Source organism: Vibrio diazotrophicus, from assembly GCF_038452265.1.
Classification (GTDB): domain Bacteria; phylum Pseudomonadota; class Gammaproteobacteria; order Enterobacterales; family Vibrionaceae; genus Vibrio; species Vibrio diazotrophicus.
Genome location: NZ_CP151843.1, coordinates 1,290,215 through 1,307,113 on the forward strand (window position 1 = coordinate 1,290,215; position 16,899 = coordinate 1,307,113).

Genomic DNA, 16,899 nt, shown 5'->3' on the forward strand with positions numbered 1-16,899 from the left:
TTCGCTTAGTCGATTAACGGTATTGAACCTGAGAAAAACGGTATAAATAGTGTGGACCACCTGCTTTCGGACCTGTGCCCGATAGCCCTTGACCACCAAACGGCTGAACACCAACCACAGCACCAACTTGGTCGCGGTTGATGTAGCAGTTACCAACACGTGCATGTTTTTCAATCCAGCGATAGGTCGTTTCGTTGCGGCTATGAATACCCATAGTCAGACCAAATCCAGTTTGGTTAATTTGATTCACAACATCCGCCAGTTCACTCGCTTTGAAGCGAACAATGTGCAGTACCGGACCAAATTTTTCTTCCGTCAGACATGAAATGTCTGCAATCTCAAACGCTGTCGGTGCAACAAAATCACCGTGTTGGCAATCTTCACCCAGACTAAGCTCAGCAACTTTCTTCTGCGTCTTCGTCATGTGGTCTATATGCTCGAGCAGTGTTTGTTTTGCTTTCGCATCAATCACAGGGCCGACATCAGTAGTATGCAAATAAGGAAGACCAATCGACAGCTCTTGCATTGCACCTTGGATAAGCGTGGTAATGCGGTCTGCAATATCTTGCTGAACGAAAAGAACACGTAGCGCTGAACAGCGTTGACCCGCAGAAGCAAACGCTGAACGAAGAACGTCACGAACCACTTGCTCAGGTAGCGCTGTACTGTCTACGATCATTGCGTTCTGACCACCGGTTTCCGCGATAAACGGAACAGGATCGGCATCGCGCTCAGCCAGTGTTTGGTTAATACGTTGCGCTGTTGCGGTAGAGCCTGTAAACGCCACGCCCGCGATACTTGGGTGAGAAGTAAGCGCACTACCAATTTCTGAACCTTTACCCGGAAGCAGTTGAATAACTCCAGCAGGGAATCCCGCTTCAAGCATCAATTCAACCGCGCGAACAGCGATTAAACTGGTTTGCTCTGCTGGTTTTGCAACCACAGTGTTACCAGCAACTAGTGCAGCAGAGATCTGACCTAGGAAAATTGCCAGAGGGAAGTTCCAAGGGCTGATACAAACGAATACACCACGACCTTCACGTTGTACCGTACGCTTCTCTCCATCAAAGCCATCCACTGTGAACTCGCCTAAGCAATCCACTTGTTTGGCGTAGTAACGACAGAAATCAACCGCTTCACGAACTTCATCAATGCTGTCGTGAATGGTTTTACCTGCTTCGTGATGACAGATTGCGACTAACTCAGCCAGATTCGCTTCCAATAGATCCGCAAGCTTCTCTAACTTTTCGCTACGAGCAGATGCAGGCTCTTGGTTCCAGCTCGCAAATGCAGCTTGCGCAGATTCGATCGCTTCGGAAACATGATCATGGGAAGCAAAGTACGCTTGACCCACTTCGATACGACGATCATATGGCGCTGTGACCACTACAGGTTTTACATCTTCCTTGATCATGCTTTCGATCAAAGAGTGTCCGTTGATGATTGGCGCAGCCTTCCACTGATGACCAGCAAATGACTCTACTTGCTTTTCAAATGGTTTAGCTTCGCTTTCGATATCTATGTTCACACCATAAGAATTACGGCGCTCAGAGAAAATAGCGGGTGGCAGTGGAATTTGAGCATTGTTGAACGTATCAAACTCAAGCAGCATATCGACCGGATGCTGAATCAAAGATGAAATCGGGCAGCGTGCATCAACTAAACGGTGAACAAACGAGCTGTTTGCACCGTTCTCTAGAAGACGGCGCACAAGATAAGGCAACAGATCTTTATGGCTACCTACCGGAGCATAAATACGCACTGATTGCTTGTACGCTTTCATTACATGGTTATAAAGAGCGTCCCCCATGCCATGTAGACGCTGGAATTCGAAATCTTTATGTGTTGCCATCACAGCAATAGAAGTGACAGTTTGCGCATTGTGGCTAGCAAATTGTGGGAACAGATTGCCACGAACGGATTCACTGAGTAGGAAACGCGCACACGCCAAATAAGAAACATCGGTAGATTCTTTACGAGTATATACTGGGTAGCCAGTGTAACCCGCTTGTTGAGACCACTTAATCTCACTATCCCAGTACGCACCTTTTACAAGACGAACAGGAATCAGGTCGCCCTGATCTTTTGCCAGCGCTGTTAACCAAGCCAGAACTGGCAGAGCACGTTTTGAGTAAGCTTGGATTACTAGACCAAACTTGCCCCAACCTTTTACAAGTTCACTGCGGTAAACTTTTTCAAACAGTTCAAGAGAAAGTTCTAAACGGTCTGCTTCTTCAGCATCAATCGTGATAGCAACATCAAGCTCAATTGCTTTCTCAAGCAATTGCATTAACGTTTGGTACAACTCACTCATTACTCGATCGCGGTTTGCCGCTTCGTAACGAGGGTGTAGTGCAGAAAGTTTGATAGAAATAGACGGAGCTGGGCTGGTGTCTAAACCATATTTGTCGCGCCCTACAGCTTCAATGGCTGTTAAGTAGTCTTGGCAGTACTTTTTCGCATCAGCAGTGGTTAGCGCCGCTTCACCTAACATATCAAAGGAGTAGGTAAAACCTTTGTCGCGCATCTTACGGCCATTTTTTTGCGCTTCAGCAATGTTACGACCAAGAACAAACTGGTGACCCATGATCTTCATCGCTTGATGCATTGCTTTACGAATCACAGGCTCAGTCAACTTGTTGACTAAACGGTTAACCGCTTGGATAGGGCTGGTGCTCTCTGCGTCAGAAAGACCAATCACTTTACCTGTAAACATTAAGCCCCAAGTTGAAGCGTTAACAAATACAGAATCTGAATTCTTAAGGTGTGATTTCCAGTCTGCAACACCGAGACGATCTTTAATGAAGGCGTCTGCAGTTTCCGTATCGGGAATACGCATTAGAGCTTCAGCGAGACACATCAACAAGATACCTTCTTGAGTATCTAAGCTGTATTCAAGCAGAAGCGCATCAATCATTTGAATCGACTGCTTGTCTTTACGTATAGTCTCAATCAGTTCGGTTGTTTTAACCGCTATCGCTGACTTTTCATCTTCAGTCGGCGTTGCTAGGGGTAAAAGTTCCTTTAGCCATTGGGATTCATCCACCATATAGAGTGGAGAGATCTGCGACCACAATTTGTTTAGCGGTTGCTCTACAAATTCGGCTTTCAACACATCAGTTGCTGTAAACACGCGTTTTCCTCAATCTCATACCCGTTTATCCAATACGGGCTTCCTACAATGGCAGCAGTGTATTTTGAGCGCACGAGGATTACTTGTCAAAAACTCCGAGCTTTTTGCTAAAAACTTGGTTTATTAACAAAGCGAAAACAGAATCACATCATTTACAACAAAAGAATATGCTAATTTTTTACCAGATAACGCAAATAAGTAACCTTTAATTGACTAAATCACGCTTTAAAGAAGAATAATTATCATTAATTAAGGCGAGTAATAGTGAAGATCGCTATGGACAAATGTTAGCGAACGTAGAAAAAAACAAAATTGCGGTGTGATTTCTTAATTTGGAAGCTTAGTTGCGACAGCTTTTCTTGAATTGCGAAGGTGAAATACCCTGCAAACGAGAGAAAGTATGGGTAAAGGTACTTTGGTTTGAAAACCCTGTCAGTTCTGCAATTTGACCTAGATTTAAACGACCTTGTTCTATGAGGGATTTCGCCATATCAACACGCTTACCCAACACATACTGGTGTGGTGTGATACCAAGCTGTTCTTTAAACAGGCAATGAAATTGGCTTTCTCCAAGAAATACGCTGCCCGCTAACTGCGCGACAGAAATTCGACGACTTAAATGCTGTTCGATATAGCGATCGACCGCTTCTAAGTCGAAGCGCGAGTCTTTTCTATGAGTAGAAAAGCTGGATATGTGTCTCTGCAATAGAGCTGTCACTGTATCGCTACAAGCGCGACTCAAAAGTAAGTCATCGGGAGAAGATTGCATTTCCAACACTAATAGTTGAATCAGTTTTTGAATTTGGCCATCGAGTTGGAAGTACACATCACTGCGAGAAAGATCATTTATCTTTTGCAAGGCTAAAGGGTCATCGTCAGAAGGAAGAGGCAAGTTCAAAACCAAGATATCTGACTGACCGACAATGCCGCCAAAAGCATGATCGGTTCCGGAGGTAACAACACAACCCTGCCCCGGTCCGACAACATTGCCACTGCCGCACACTTCAAACTCCGCTTGCCCCTTTAGGCCAATTACAATTTGCGTGTAGTTGTGATCATGGCAATCCATATATGCAGGCAAAGTAATTAACTGCGCCGGGCGAGGCGACAAAACTTTGGCTCTTTGCTCTGTATAGGCAGAAGTTGTCATACTTTGCTCACTCAAGACCATGTCATTTTTTGAAATTGGCTCTAATTTTATACCAAATTTCCCCTCAGTGATAATGCTGTACACTTTTCAATCACCAATAATCAACAATGAGCATATGCGATAATTTATGGTGATGAAATGAGGGTTATTCATCTAGTCGGAACAATGATCAAGTGCACATAAATTACGGTCAATGTGTATTCAATCGAAAAACAGCGCTGTGAATCGGAAATCGGTGCTTGCATATTTTATGAATCTGCTCAAAATGGGAAATGCACATTTATAAGATTTACAAAATCAGAGACCTAGTAGCAGGTTTCAGTAAGTTTTAGTGCTTTGAAGCTAAAAAAGCTACAGAGTTTGCATTATGAGTCGGCTTATTTAAAAGCTGTCAAAAGATTGTCTTTCCCACTATTATCAGTGGTTAAATGTTAAATTGTTGCAGGGACCTATGATCAAATATCGCATCCCAGCGCTATTGCTTGCGCTAAGCCCTCTTTGGGTAGCTGCATCGGTGAACGCAGAACAAGTAACACAGGCTGATCCTGTGGCGAGCATCGATGAGAAGATAAGTATCAAACAAAATGAAATTGACACGATTTCTTCAGACTATGAAGCGGAAGGTGCCAAACTTCAACAATTGAAAAATGAAGAAGAACGCCTCCAACGTGAAGCAGATGAATTAGATGCGAAGCGTAATAGAGCAAAATCAGCTCTAGATAAACAATACTCACGTCTATTGGATGATCCTGAAACTGACCTGATTACCTTCCAAAAGAAATACCAAGAAACTTGGGCTGCGGTAAAACAGAATCAGTCTGAAAAGTTAGCCAACGAACAGGCTGTGACAGAAAGCGAAATGCGTTTGTCTCAGATTAAGCAGAAACAAGCTCGCTTAAAAACTGAATTTGCCAACTTGGAAGAAAGCCGTATTGAAGCGCGCGTTAAGCGCCTTGAAGCTGAACTTCGTGAAAGCAGTGTTTTAGAAACAAGCTACAAAACCGCCTGTTCTACAACGATGACGCTTGGCGAATGTGCTAACCAAGGCAAATACCTGACTAAGCAAAAAGCTGTTAAAACGTTTCGTGCTAAATTGCTGGACGGTGTGACTGAATCTACGCTTGTTAAGCAAAACACCAACGGTGTTGAACTCAACATTCACGTTCAAGAAAGCCAAATCATCAAGAGTGGTTTTGAAGGCAACAACGATTACACCACTCAAATGCAAGCTCAGTTACAAGCGAAACCTGAAGCAGTCGCAGCGTGTAAGTTGCTGAATGTTTCTACTCGCTACTGCCTACAAGGCGCAGCTGACGAGAGCGCAAACAAAAAGAACGATAAACAGTGGGCAAATGTCACTGTTCGTTCAGACCAATATAACGATTCTGTGACCATCAATGGTATTAACTATGGTAGTACTCCTGTAGAAATCGTTCTACCAGCGGGTCGTCATCAAGTCACTGTGTCTAAAGACGGTTTTGAAACTTACAACCGTGTTATCACTGTGAATGGCAACGATTCTATCTGGGTAAAACTAAGACCAAACAAAAACGGCTAGGCGACGGAATACAGTGATTTTTCTGTGATGATTCACAAAGCTGATAAATAAGGCTATGTTAAAACGCCATTTTGTTACCAAGTTATTGAAAGATAACTTCTGACAAAATGGCGTTTTCGTTTAGAATAGCCAAAACATTTTTTAAAACTTAACTGAAGTAGACAACAATGCGACAAGGTTTATCCGCTCTTCTAATAGCACTCTCACCTTGCTTAATGGCGACATCGACGTTGGCAGAAGGAACGCCTTCCTCTGTAATGGCCATTGATGACGCGCTGTTCAGTAAACATTCAGAGTTGCAGGATGCAAAAAAGGCAACCCAGTCCGATCAGACTGCTGTCGACAATCAACAACAAGAATTGGATCGTCTTAATCAACTGACAGTCAAACTCGATGCGAAGCTAAAAACAGCGAAAGCAAATTTGGAGCGCGACTATCTCAAAATGATAGATGAACCGGATCTTGACATAATGCCTTCGCAACAGGCGTATCAAGATGCGTGGTCTGAAGTGAAGCAGAACCAAAAGTCTCGCTTAGAAGCTGAACAAAAGCTGCAAGAACTGCAAACAGCCCTGGCTCAGAAAAAATCTGCGCAAGGCGTTATTGAGCAGAACATAGCAGGTTTAGAGCAAGACAAACTTCGCGCTCGTGTGGAACGTTTGCGTGAAGAACTAAAACGCACAGGCGAACAAAAAGTCAGCTTTACCAACACCTGTAACGCGGACATGACATTAGCTCAATGTAGCAGCCAGACAAATGAACTCGGGCTACAAAAAGCGGTTAAACAGTTCCAGAACTGGCTTGTGGACGAGACCAGCGAATCAGCTATCGTCAAACAATACCTATCTGATGTTTCTCTCAATATTCATGTTCTAAAGCACTCTGTTGTTGAATCTGGCTTCTCAGATGGCAGCAAATTCCGCACCGTGATTTCAGCCCAGCTTGATGCTCGTCCTGCTGAAAATGCACCTTGTAAGCTTCTTAACTTAGATTCCCAATACTGTTTTGCACCGGGTGAAGGTAATCAGACTGGTGAGAAGCAAAAAGAAGTAGCTTGGGTAAGCCTTTCAGTACGTTCAAATCAATATGCAGACAGAGTCATCGTTGATGGCGTTCAATATGGCAGTACGCCTGTAGAAGTGCTGATGCCCGTTGGTAAACATCACATCATCATTGAGAAAGAAGGCTATCGCTCTTTCAACAGTGAAATTGAAGTTACAGCAGACCAGACGCTACGTGCAGTCCTGAACGAATATGAAAACGTTTTGAAACCGGGTCATAAGTTTGCAGATTCATTGAAGGGCAATGCAAAAGCCCCTGAGATGATCACCATGATAAAAGGTGAATATCTGCTGGGTGATCAAGCTTCAAGACAAATTCGCCTTGATCATGCTTTCGCATTGAGTGCGACACCAATTACTGTCGGTCAGTTTGAGACATTCGTGAATCAAACCAGCTACCAAACAGATGCAGAGCTTAAAAACATCTGTATTACGGTCGACAATTCTGAAGTGACTCCTATAGCCGAAAGTTATTGGCGTAATCCAGGCTTCAAACAATCGGCTCAATCACCTGCCGTCTGTATCAGCAAAAATGATGCGGTCGCCTACACACGTTGGCTTTCTCAACAAACGGGTTTCAAATACCGTTTACCAAGTGAAGATGAGTGGGAAATTGCCGCTCGTTCAGGTAGCCAAAACGGCTACTGGTGGGGCGATAACTTTGGGTCAGGTAAAGCGAATACTGGTTGGGGTGGTACTCAGTGGTCCAATAAGAGTACGTCTCCAGTGAGAGCATTTGAACCTAACCGTCTAGGCTTCTACGACATGGTGGGTAACGTGTGGGAATGGACCAACGATGAAAGAGGCATGGCTAAAGGTGGTGCTTGGATCTTCTCACCTGAGATGGCAAAAGCAGACAAACAGCTATTTATAGGACCTTCCACTGCAGCCAACTATGTGGGTTTCCGTATCCTACGTGAGCTGGAATAAGCAATATACGAGCAACAAATGTGACAAAAGGGGGAATATATTCCCCCTTTTCTTTTGCTCAAATTCTTTTAGCGAAAGTAACAAACTAATTATGGTGCTAAACGGTCAACCGTCCACGTGTCGTTTGTTTTGCTGAATAAGAAACGGTCATGTAAACGATGTTCCCCACCCTGCCAAAATTCAATACTCTCAGGTCTAATACGATATCCCCCCCAAAAACTAGGAACAGGAATCTCACCATTAGCGAATTTCTGTTTCAATTCTAAATATTTACCTTCGAGAATACCGCGAGCCGAAATACGACTACTTTGATGGCTCGCGATAGCGGCAATTTGGCTGTCTTTCGGACGAGAAGTGAAATACTTCATATTTTCTAGTGCACTCAGTTTTTCTGCCGTACCAGTAATATGAACTTGTCTTTCTAAAGGATGCCAAGGGAAATGGATACTGACTTTGTTGTTATGTTCAATATGCTGCGCTTTTCTGCTTCCCAAGTTGGTATAGAAAACGAAACCATTTTTATCTAAGTTCTTCAGCAGAACAATACGTTGAAAAGGCTGACCATTTTGATCAACGGTCGCAACCGTCATCGCTGTCGGGTCAGTTAATTTTGCATCAATCGCTTGTTGTAACCATAAGTTAAACTGGTCAATGGGATCGGCAAGCAAATCCTTACGTCTCAAACCACCTCGGATGTACTCACGGCGAATATCTGAAAGATCCATTTCTACTCCTTGTAATTTTTTGCCGATTGTCCTCTGAACTGTTACAGAACTCAAGCGATTCACCCGCAGATAGTAATAACGGCGAGAAATTATGAACTTAACTAAAGTTAAGAAAAACAGCTCACAGACCAAATAAGCACATTAACAATTCAACAAATCTATCGAAAAAACGAATGAATTCAAAAATTAAATGGAAATAGCTATACGCATTCCATAATTAACATTTATTCTTATAGGTAAATCAATAAGCGATTAGTTACGAACCGCAATATCAAGGAACACCATGAGCAAGAGTAGTTATAATAAGCTCTCCGCGACAGAACTCGAGTATGTCGACGACCAAACAGCCGCACTGCTTCTAAACACTCCGAGTAGTGCGAGGGTAATGCTTTGGGTGATGATCGCTTTTTTTATCGCTGCTTCCGCATGGGCATCTTGGGCCGAAATAGATCAAGTCACTCGAGGCCAAGGAAAAGTCGTTCCTTCCTCTCAAGTCCAAGTCATCCAAAACTTGGAAGGCGGTTTGGTAAAGCAGATTTTGGTTCGCGAAGGCGAACAAGTTCAAAAAGGCCAACAACTGATCTTAATTGATGACACTCGCTTCCGTTCAGATTTCCGCGAACGTGAACAACAGGTAGCCAACTTAACAGCAAACGTGCTGCAGCTCTCCGCGACACTTTCCAGTGTCACTATCGACGAAGACTTTTCTGAGAACAATTGGGAGAACAGTGTTCGTATTGATTACAACAAGCTTGCCTTCCCTCCCCTGCTCAAGGATACACAGCCTGAGCTGGTGGCTCGTCAACGTGCAGAATATCAACAAGATTTGGATAATTTGAGAAACCAAATTTCTGTAATGACACAGCAAGTTAAGCAGAAGCAGCAAGAGCTGATAGAGATTCAAGCGCGAATCAAGAACCTTCGACAAAGCTATGATTTTGCTAATAAAGAATTGGAAATCACAAAACCTTTAGCCGATGAAGGCGTGGTGCCACGTATTGAGCTGCTGAAACTGCAACGTCAGGTGAACGACACCCGTCGTGAACTCACTTCCAGCGAACTAAAAGTGCCGGTATTGAGGTCAAACATTCGCGAAGCGATGTTAAGCCGAATTGATACCGCACAGAAATTCCGTTCTCAGCAGCAACAAGAGCTTAACCAAATTCAAGATAAGCTCTCTTCGATGACAGAGTCTGCGGTGGGATTGGAAGACCGTGTAAACCGAACTGTGGTTGTTTCACCGGTTACAGGTACTGTGAAAACACTGAATGTAAATACCGTGGGCGGTGTTATCCAGCCGGGTATGGATATCGTCGAGATAGTACCGACAGAAGACACACTGCTTGTGGAAGCACAGATAGCTCCTCAGGATATCGCGTTCCTACGCCCTGATTTACACGCAATTGTGAAATTCAGCGCTTACGATTTTACTAAATACGGTGGTTTAGAAGGCACTCTAGAACATATCAGCGCCGATACCACCCAAGACGAAGAAGGCAACAGTTTCTATTTGGTTCGAGTGCGTACCACTGAGACGTCGTTTGGTCACGATGAAAATCTGCCCATTATTCCGGGAATGACAGCATCGATTGACATCATTACCGGCAAACGAACAGTGATGGAGTACCTACTTGAACCGATTCTTAGAGCAAAGACAAACGCCTTGCGGGAATAATACCGAATGCTCAAGCACGAACTGACCCATTTCAACAATAGTGATTGGGATACGCTATGAAGCGCTGGCTAGCTGCAACGCTTATCCTAATGACATCATCCATATCACTGGCTCTCAGCAAACAGGAGCAACAGTGGATTGATGCTGTCTCTGCGACCTATGGTCAAAGAGCGGGTAAGCGCGTGGCGACTTGGCGTTCAGAAATGTCCCGTTATAAAGGTTTGTCAGAAAAAGAACAATTAACTCAAGTGAACCGCTTTTTTAACCAGCTTTATTTCGTTAATGATATCCAGCTATGGGGTAAAAACGATTACTGGGCAACACCGTTGGAATTTCTCGGCAGTAATGCAGGCGACTGTGAAGACTTCACGATTGCAAAGTATTTCTCCCTGCTCGAACTTGGCGTATCGGATATCAAACTGCGCCTCGTGTACGTTAAAGCCATCGAACTTAACCAGTTCCACATGGTTCTTGCTTACTACTCAACACCGAATGCTGAACCGTTGATTTTGGACAACATCAACGGCGAAATTAAACCCGCTTCAACTCGTAGAGACTTGTTACCTATATACAGTTTCAACGGTAAAAACTTGTGGCTAATGAAATCTAAGAACGGCCAGCTTGCTGGTGACTCTTCACGTCTTAGCCTTTGGAATGATTTACGCGCTCGCGAGCGCTCTCTTAAACTGAATAAACCACTAATCAGTTACGATGAGTAGGTACTATGACACTATATAAACAACTGGTCGCAGGGATGATAACTGTATTTGTTCTGCTGTTAGCTTCGGTATTCGTTATCGAATTTAACACGACTCGTGACAACTTAGAGCAGCAACAACGCTCTGAAGTGAGTAATACGATCAATACCGTTGGTTTAGCTCTCGCACCTTACCTTGAGAAAAAAGATACTGTAGCGGTTGAGTCTGTTATCAATGCTCTATTTGATGGAAGTACCTACTCGCTAGTTAGGTTGAAGTTTCTCGACGACGACCAACAGATTGAACGTGCATACCCTATCAAGCCTAGTTCGGTTCCTGTTTGGTTTACGAACCTAAATTTATTTCAACCGATTACTGACCAACGCGTCGTCACCAGTGGCTGGATGCAACTTGCAGAAGTCGAAATCATCAGCCACCCTGGTGAAGCTTATACACAGTTATGGAATGCGCTTATTCGTCTGAGTATTGCTTTCGGCGCAATCTTCTTTGCTGGTTTGGTGGCGATTTCCATCATCGTCAGACGCGCACTTCGTCCATTACAAATGATCGTCAATAAGATGGAACAAGTGGCTCGCAACTATTTTGGCGATCCGCTTCCACTACCAAAAACCAAAGATCTTATTTCTGTGGTGGAAGGTATAAATAGTATGTCTGCGCAAGTTGAAAAGTCTTTCAAAGCGCAAGCACAAGAGGCTCAACAACTTCGTGAGCGTGCTTATATTGACCCTGTTTCTCATCTAGGCAACCGAGCTTACTACATGAACCAGCTCAATAGCTGGTTGGCAGAAAGTGCAATTGGTGGCGTCGCTATTCTTCAAGCTCAATTTATCAAAGAACTTTATGAAGAAAAGGGCTATGAAGCGGGAGATGGCATGATTGGCAACTTAGCTGAGCATTTAAAAGTCACACTTTCCGCACCAAACACCACCATTGCCCGTATCTCTACCGATGAGTTTGGTTTCATTCTGCCGAACATGGACGAAGGCGAACTAAAAATGGTCGCTGAGAGTATCTTCGGCTGCGTTCAGGATATCAGTGCAGACCCTACAGGCATGACTCAAGAGAAAGTCTATCTGGGCATTGTACATAACCAGAGCAAGAAAAATTCAACACAGATACTTTCGTTGCTAGATAACGCAGTCGCGGCTTCTAAGGCCAACGCGGAAGTGAAATATGGCTTTATCAAAGCGGAATCAGACCAAGTCATTATGGGTAAACAACAGTGGAAAGCACTGGTTGAAGAAGCCATGCACAACGACTGGTTCCAATACCGCTTTCAGGCGGCTAATGATGGCTGGGGTGAGACCTTCCACCGTGAAGTGTTCTCTGCGATTGATAACGGTGAACAACGCTATACCGCCAACCAATATCTGTTTGCTCTTGAACAGTTAAATGCAAGCCACCAGTTCGATGAATACGTCATTGATAAAATGATTGAGAAGCTAGAGGCGAACGAGTTTAACGCGCCACTGGCGATCAACATCGCTCAAAGCAGTATTGAACAGCCAAGCTTTATCCGCTGGATCACGCAAAAACTGGCCAAACATAAAGAGGTTTGCGCCTTGCTCCACTTTGAGATACCAGAAAGCTGTTTTATCAATGCGCCACATCATACGGCACTGTTCTGCAACGCGATTCGCTCTGCAGGGGCTGAGTTTGGTGTCGATAACTATGGACGTAATTTCCAGTCTTTGGATTACATCAACGAATTTAGACCTAAATACGTGAAGCTGGATTATCTGTTTACTCACCACTTAGACGATGAGAAGCAGAAGTTCACTTTAACCTCTATTTCAAGAACTGCGCATAACCTAGGTATTAAGACCATCGCTTCTCGCGTTGAAACTCAGGCTCAGTTGGATTTCCTATCGGAACACTTTATTGAAGTATTCCAAGGTTTCATCGTTGATAAATAAGGATAAAGGTCAGTTTAATGCAAGATACGCTACTTAATTCACTGGTCTATGTGAGTCGTTATTATGGATTGGCGAATTCACCTGATGCGTTAATCAATGGATTACCGCTGACAGATGGCAAGCTGACACCGTTTCTTTTCCCCCGCGCTGCAGAGCGTGCGGGGCTTATCGCCAAAGAAAACCGTTCGACTCTGAAAGAGATCCCTCGCTTAGTTTTTCCTGTGATTCTCCTGCTGCGGGGAAATGAAGCCTGTGTTCTCAACAGCATTAACGAAGAGAAACAAGAGGCCGAGATTGTTACTGCTGAGTCCGGAATGGTGCCGATTGCTTACCCGTTAGAAGAGTTAAATGCCCGCTTTATTGGGCGTTACTTCATGGTGAAGAAGCAGTTTCGCTACGATGAACGTTCACCAGAAATTCTCAAGACCCGTGAAGGACACTGGTTCTGGGGCACAATTTGGCAATCAAAGCGCATTTATCGTGATGTGATGTTCGCATCGCTGCTGATAAACCTGTTTGCTATCGCGGCACCGATGTTTACTCGGTTAGTGTATGACAAAGTGCTTCCTAACCTTGCTTTTGAAACCTTGTGGGTTTTGGCTAGTGGTGTGTTTGTTATATTTCTGTTCGACTTCACATTGAAGATGCTTCGCAACTATTTTATTGATGTCGCAGGTAAGAAGTCGGACATCCTCATCTCTTCAAAACTGTTTAGTAAAGTGATGGGAATTAGAATGGAGTCACGCCCGCCATCGGTGGGCGCATTTGCTCGTCATCTTCAAGAGTTTGAGTCCATAAGAGAGTTCTTCACTTCAGCGACCGTTTCATCGCTAATTGATCTGCCGTTTTCGATTCTATTTCTGATCATTATTTGGTTAATGGCTGGCGATCTGGTTTACGTACCGATTATCGGTGTGTGTGTTCTGATCATATACTCTCTGCTGATTCAGGCACCTCTACGTCGGGCGATTGAAGAAGGCTCACGCCTTGCATCTCAGAAATATGCGAACCTGATTGAAAGCTTAGCTGGTCTTGAAACGGTGAAACTTTTTGGCGCACAAGGCCAGTTCCAACACCGTTGGGAAGAAGCCATTTCCCATATGGCAAACTGGAATATCAAAAGCCGCCGAATTACTGATGGCATTCAAAGTACAGCTGGTCTGGTTCAGCAGGCATCGAGCGTTGGGATGATTATTTTGGGTGTATACCTAATAGCCCAAGGAAACCTGACGATGGGTGGTCTTATTGCGGCAACGATGCTGAGCGGTCGCGCCATTGGCCCTATGGTTCAATTATCTCTATTATCGACCCGCTATAACCAAGCGAAAGCTTCTTTGAAAATCATCGAACAAGTAATGGCACTGCCAGATGAGCAAGAAGAAGGTAAGCGCTATATTCACCGCCCAATGATTCAAGGGAAAATTGAACTGGATAAGGTGACGTTCCACTACCCTGACTCTCCGATTGCCTCGATTCGTGATTTGAGTCTGACCATCAATCCGGGTGAGAAAGTGGCAATTATCGGTCGTATTGGCTCAGGTAAAACCACGCTAGAACGCTTAATCATGGGCTTGTATCAACCGACTGAAGGCCATGTACGCATTGACGATACCGATATTAAGCAGCTCCATCACATCGATATTCGTCGTAATATTGGCTGTGTGCCTCAAGAGAGCGTTCTGTTTTACGGCACTATCAGAGATAACATAACCCTCGGTCGCCCGCTGGTGGACGACAGAGAAGTCATGGATGCGGCAAACCGAGCAGGTGTGACAGTGTTTACACAGCAAGATCCTGCCGGCTTAGAGCGCCAAGTTGGTGAAGGTGGTTTGTTATTATCTGGAGGTCAACGCCAGGCGGTTTCTATCGCACGAGCCCTGTTGGGGCGTCCTCCGGTATTACTAATGGATGAACCAACCAGCGCGATGGATAATCGTTCTGAAATGCACATTAAGAATCAAATGAAACAGCTCACACCAACTGAAACATTGATTCTGATAACTCATAAAACATCGATGCTGGATGTGGTTGACCGTGTAATTGTCATGGAAAAAGGAACCATCATTGCCGATGGGCCGAAATCTATGGTTCTTAACGATCTTAAACACGGCAAGATACGCGCAGTGAATTAATAGCAGATACATGAACAAAGGGGGAGCGAATGCTCCCCTTGTTTATTCTTCAGCCTTGTTTCATTTTCAGCTCTAGATTTAAACCCCAACGTCTTCATCTTCCAGTTTTGAAGACACTTGGATTTCATATTGATTGAATGAAAATATGGATGGGCCACGAACTCGCTTAGTCACGACTTTCTCCTCACCAAACTGAACCGTAACATGAGTAAACACTTTGCTTTTTGCTTCTACTGTATTGGCTGCCATAGCAAGTTCGAACTCTTCATTCAGCAAATCAAGTGAGTTCTTAACCTTCTCTAAACGTTCATTAGCTTTTTCTTTTCTCTCGTTAATTTCGAGTTCTTCTTCTTCCGTACGTTCTGCTTTAGGACGTTTCTTGAACTCCAGTTCTTTACGAATGGCATCCATCGTACCTTCTTGAGCCTGCTTGTATTGGTCTTTGTGACTGGCAATACGTTCTTTAAAGCGGTTAAAATTGGCAAAGGCTTCAAGGTGAGTAACGGTATCGCCTTCAACGCCTAAATTAAGACACACGACTTTCCCACCCACTTTGGCTGTGCCTCCACTTAATGTCCCCTGAGTCTCTTTCTCATCAAGAACAATTAGGTCTTTAGCGCAGCGAATAACGTTCCCCATGCTGTGAACGGCAAGATGAATATCTTCCCCAGCCTGCAGTTCTGCATATTGAGCATAGTTTGCTTTTATCGTGCTTCCCGATTTAACAGTACAGCTCTTTTCTTCACCTTCGGTCGCAGTGTGACCAATGATGCCTTTACCTACTTCAATATTACCCTGCGCCTGAACATCGGCTGATTCAATAAAACCACCGACAGTCACTGAACCTGTAGCACGTACAATCATCCCCGGCTCAATATCACCAGTGATAACCACATTGCCCTTAAACTTCACATGCCCTGTTGCGACACTCACGTTATTCAGACAAATCGCATTTTCTACATCGATGGTTTTATTTCTAAATACAGGCATGCCGTTAATCGACGCCAGCAATAGATTAGGATTGGTAGGGCTAAGATGAGTGCCGTTACCCGCAACCAGAGCAGCATCGACACCGGGTTTAGGAAGTAGAATTTTGCCTTGAACGGTAAATCCAGGTTCACCTTTAGTAGCGGGTTGGCGGCGCATTACTGGATCGTTTTCGCTGACCGTAATGGTTTCGCCCAAATCACGCATATCTATTTTGTCTTGACCTTTAACCGACTGAGGCGCAAGAATTCGCTTATTCACATCTTCAACGAGTGGTAAGAACTTCGCGTCTTTACCGTTAATCGCTTCTTTACCTTGTGCGACAGGCTGAGTAAACGTCTCGCCGCCAGCCAATTTGTTACTAACAACAAAGACTTTTTTTAGTGCGGCTTTATTTATACCTTTAATTACGTTTGCGTCCGCCAAAGCTTGAATAATTTCACTACTTTGAAGCCCTCGACCACCATACGCGCCAGTCACGACCATGCTCGCAATCATGTCATGTTCGCTAAGCACCACGAGTAAGCTTGCGTTACGTTTTTCCGCGATGACAATACCTTCGTACGCTTCACCTTTACCTTCACTGGCACAATTAATGAAACGCGTTACTTCATCTTCCATTAGATAGAATTTGGAAGCATCAAGATGTTGTAGCGCACTCACCAAGCTTTCTTGAGTGGCCCCATTCTTGTCGAATTTACCATCCGTTAATTTAGCGACTACACGAGTTTTATCTCCCGTGAGTGTAATGACATCCTTCCACATACAACTAAACCTTTACGGTACACATAACGTTGATTTCCAGTGTATCGAAACTGAGACGTATACCAAACATCCATATATTCAAATTAAGGCGTGTATCACCCTAAAAGTTATACCCGCCAACTACGCGCCTTTACAGTGTAAATTGTAG

10 protein-coding genes are annotated in these 16,899 nt (G+C 44.2%); 6 read left to right on the top strand and 4 right to left on the bottom strand.

What is annotated here, in order from left to right:
- Positions 1–13 precede the first annotated feature (13 nt).
- Entirely contained in the window at positions 14–3,133 is a 3,120-nt protein-coding gene (putA, locus tag AAGA51_RS21170) for a bifunctional proline dehydrogenase/L-glutamate gamma-semialdehyde dehydrogenase PutA (protein ID WP_042479517.1), read from the bottom strand.
- A 340-nt stretch (positions 3,134–3,473) separates the two neighbouring features.
- Positions 3,474–4,283, bottom strand: a complete 810-nt coding sequence (locus tag AAGA51_RS21175) for an AraC family transcriptional regulator (protein ID WP_167828586.1) — start codon at positions 4,281–4,283, stop codon at positions 3,474–3,476.
- A gap of 451 nt (positions 4,284–4,734) precedes the next feature.
- Here AAGA51_RS21175 and AAGA51_RS21180 point away from each other — a divergent pair, with 451 nt between their 5' ends.
- Entirely contained in the window at positions 4,735–5,841 is a 1,107-nt protein-coding gene (locus AAGA51_RS21180) for a PEGA domain-containing protein (protein ID WP_042479518.1), read from the top strand.
- 167 nt (positions 5,842–6,008) lie between these two features.
- Positions 6,009–7,832 carry an SUMF1/EgtB/PvdO family nonheme iron enzyme gene (locus AAGA51_RS21185; protein WP_042479519.1) on the top strand — a complete coding sequence of 608 codons (1,824 nt, stop codon included), beginning with the start codon at positions 6,009–6,011 and terminating at the stop codon, positions 7,830–7,832.
- An 89-nt stretch (positions 7,833–7,921) separates the two neighbouring features.
- Here the strand turns inward: AAGA51_RS21185 and pdxH are convergent, their stop codons facing one another.
- Entirely contained in the window at positions 7,922–8,557 is a 636-nt protein-coding gene (pdxH, locus tag AAGA51_RS21190) for a pyridoxamine 5'-phosphate oxidase (RefSeq protein ID WP_042479520.1), read from the bottom strand.
- Between the two features lie 283 nt (positions 8,558–8,840).
- Between pdxH and AAGA51_RS21195 the strand changes: the two genes are divergently transcribed.
- Genes AAGA51_RS21195 through AAGA51_RS21210 form a run of 4 tightly spaced genes read left to right on the top strand, consistent with a single transcriptional unit; the run spans position 8,841 to position 14,999 of the window.
- Positions 8,841–10,232 carry an HlyD family type I secretion periplasmic adaptor subunit gene (locus tag AAGA51_RS21195; protein ID WP_042479522.1) on the top strand — a complete coding sequence of 464 codons (1,392 nt, stop codon included), beginning with the start codon at positions 8,841–8,843 and terminating at the stop codon, positions 10,230–10,232.
- 56 nt (positions 10,233–10,288) lie between these two features.
- Positions 10,289–10,951, top strand: coding sequence for a transglutaminase-like cysteine peptidase (locus AAGA51_RS21200; RefSeq protein ID WP_042479524.1), 663 nt, complete (start codon positions 10,289–10,291; stop codon positions 10,949–10,951).
- 5 nt (positions 10,952–10,956) lie between these two features.
- Positions 10,957–12,867: a bifunctional diguanylate cyclase/phosphodiesterase gene (locus AAGA51_RS21205; RefSeq protein WP_042479525.1), complete on the top strand. Its 1,911-nt coding sequence runs from the start codon at positions 10,957–10,959 to the stop codon at positions 12,865–12,867.
- 17 nt (positions 12,868–12,884) lie between these two features.
- A complete protein-coding gene (locus AAGA51_RS21210) occupies positions 12,885–14,999 on the top strand; it encodes a type I secretion system permease/ATPase (RefSeq protein WP_042479526.1) in 2,115 nt (704 codons plus the stop codon).
- Between the two features lie 78 nt (positions 15,000–15,077).
- Here the strand turns inward: AAGA51_RS21210 and AAGA51_RS21215 are convergent, their stop codons facing one another.
- Positions 15,078–16,751 (bottom strand): DUF342 domain-containing protein, encoded by a 1,674-nt coding sequence (locus tag AAGA51_RS21215; RefSeq protein ID WP_042479528.1) that lies wholly within the window; start codon positions 16,749–16,751, stop codon positions 15,078–15,080.
- Positions 16,752–16,899: the final 148 nt, after the last annotated feature.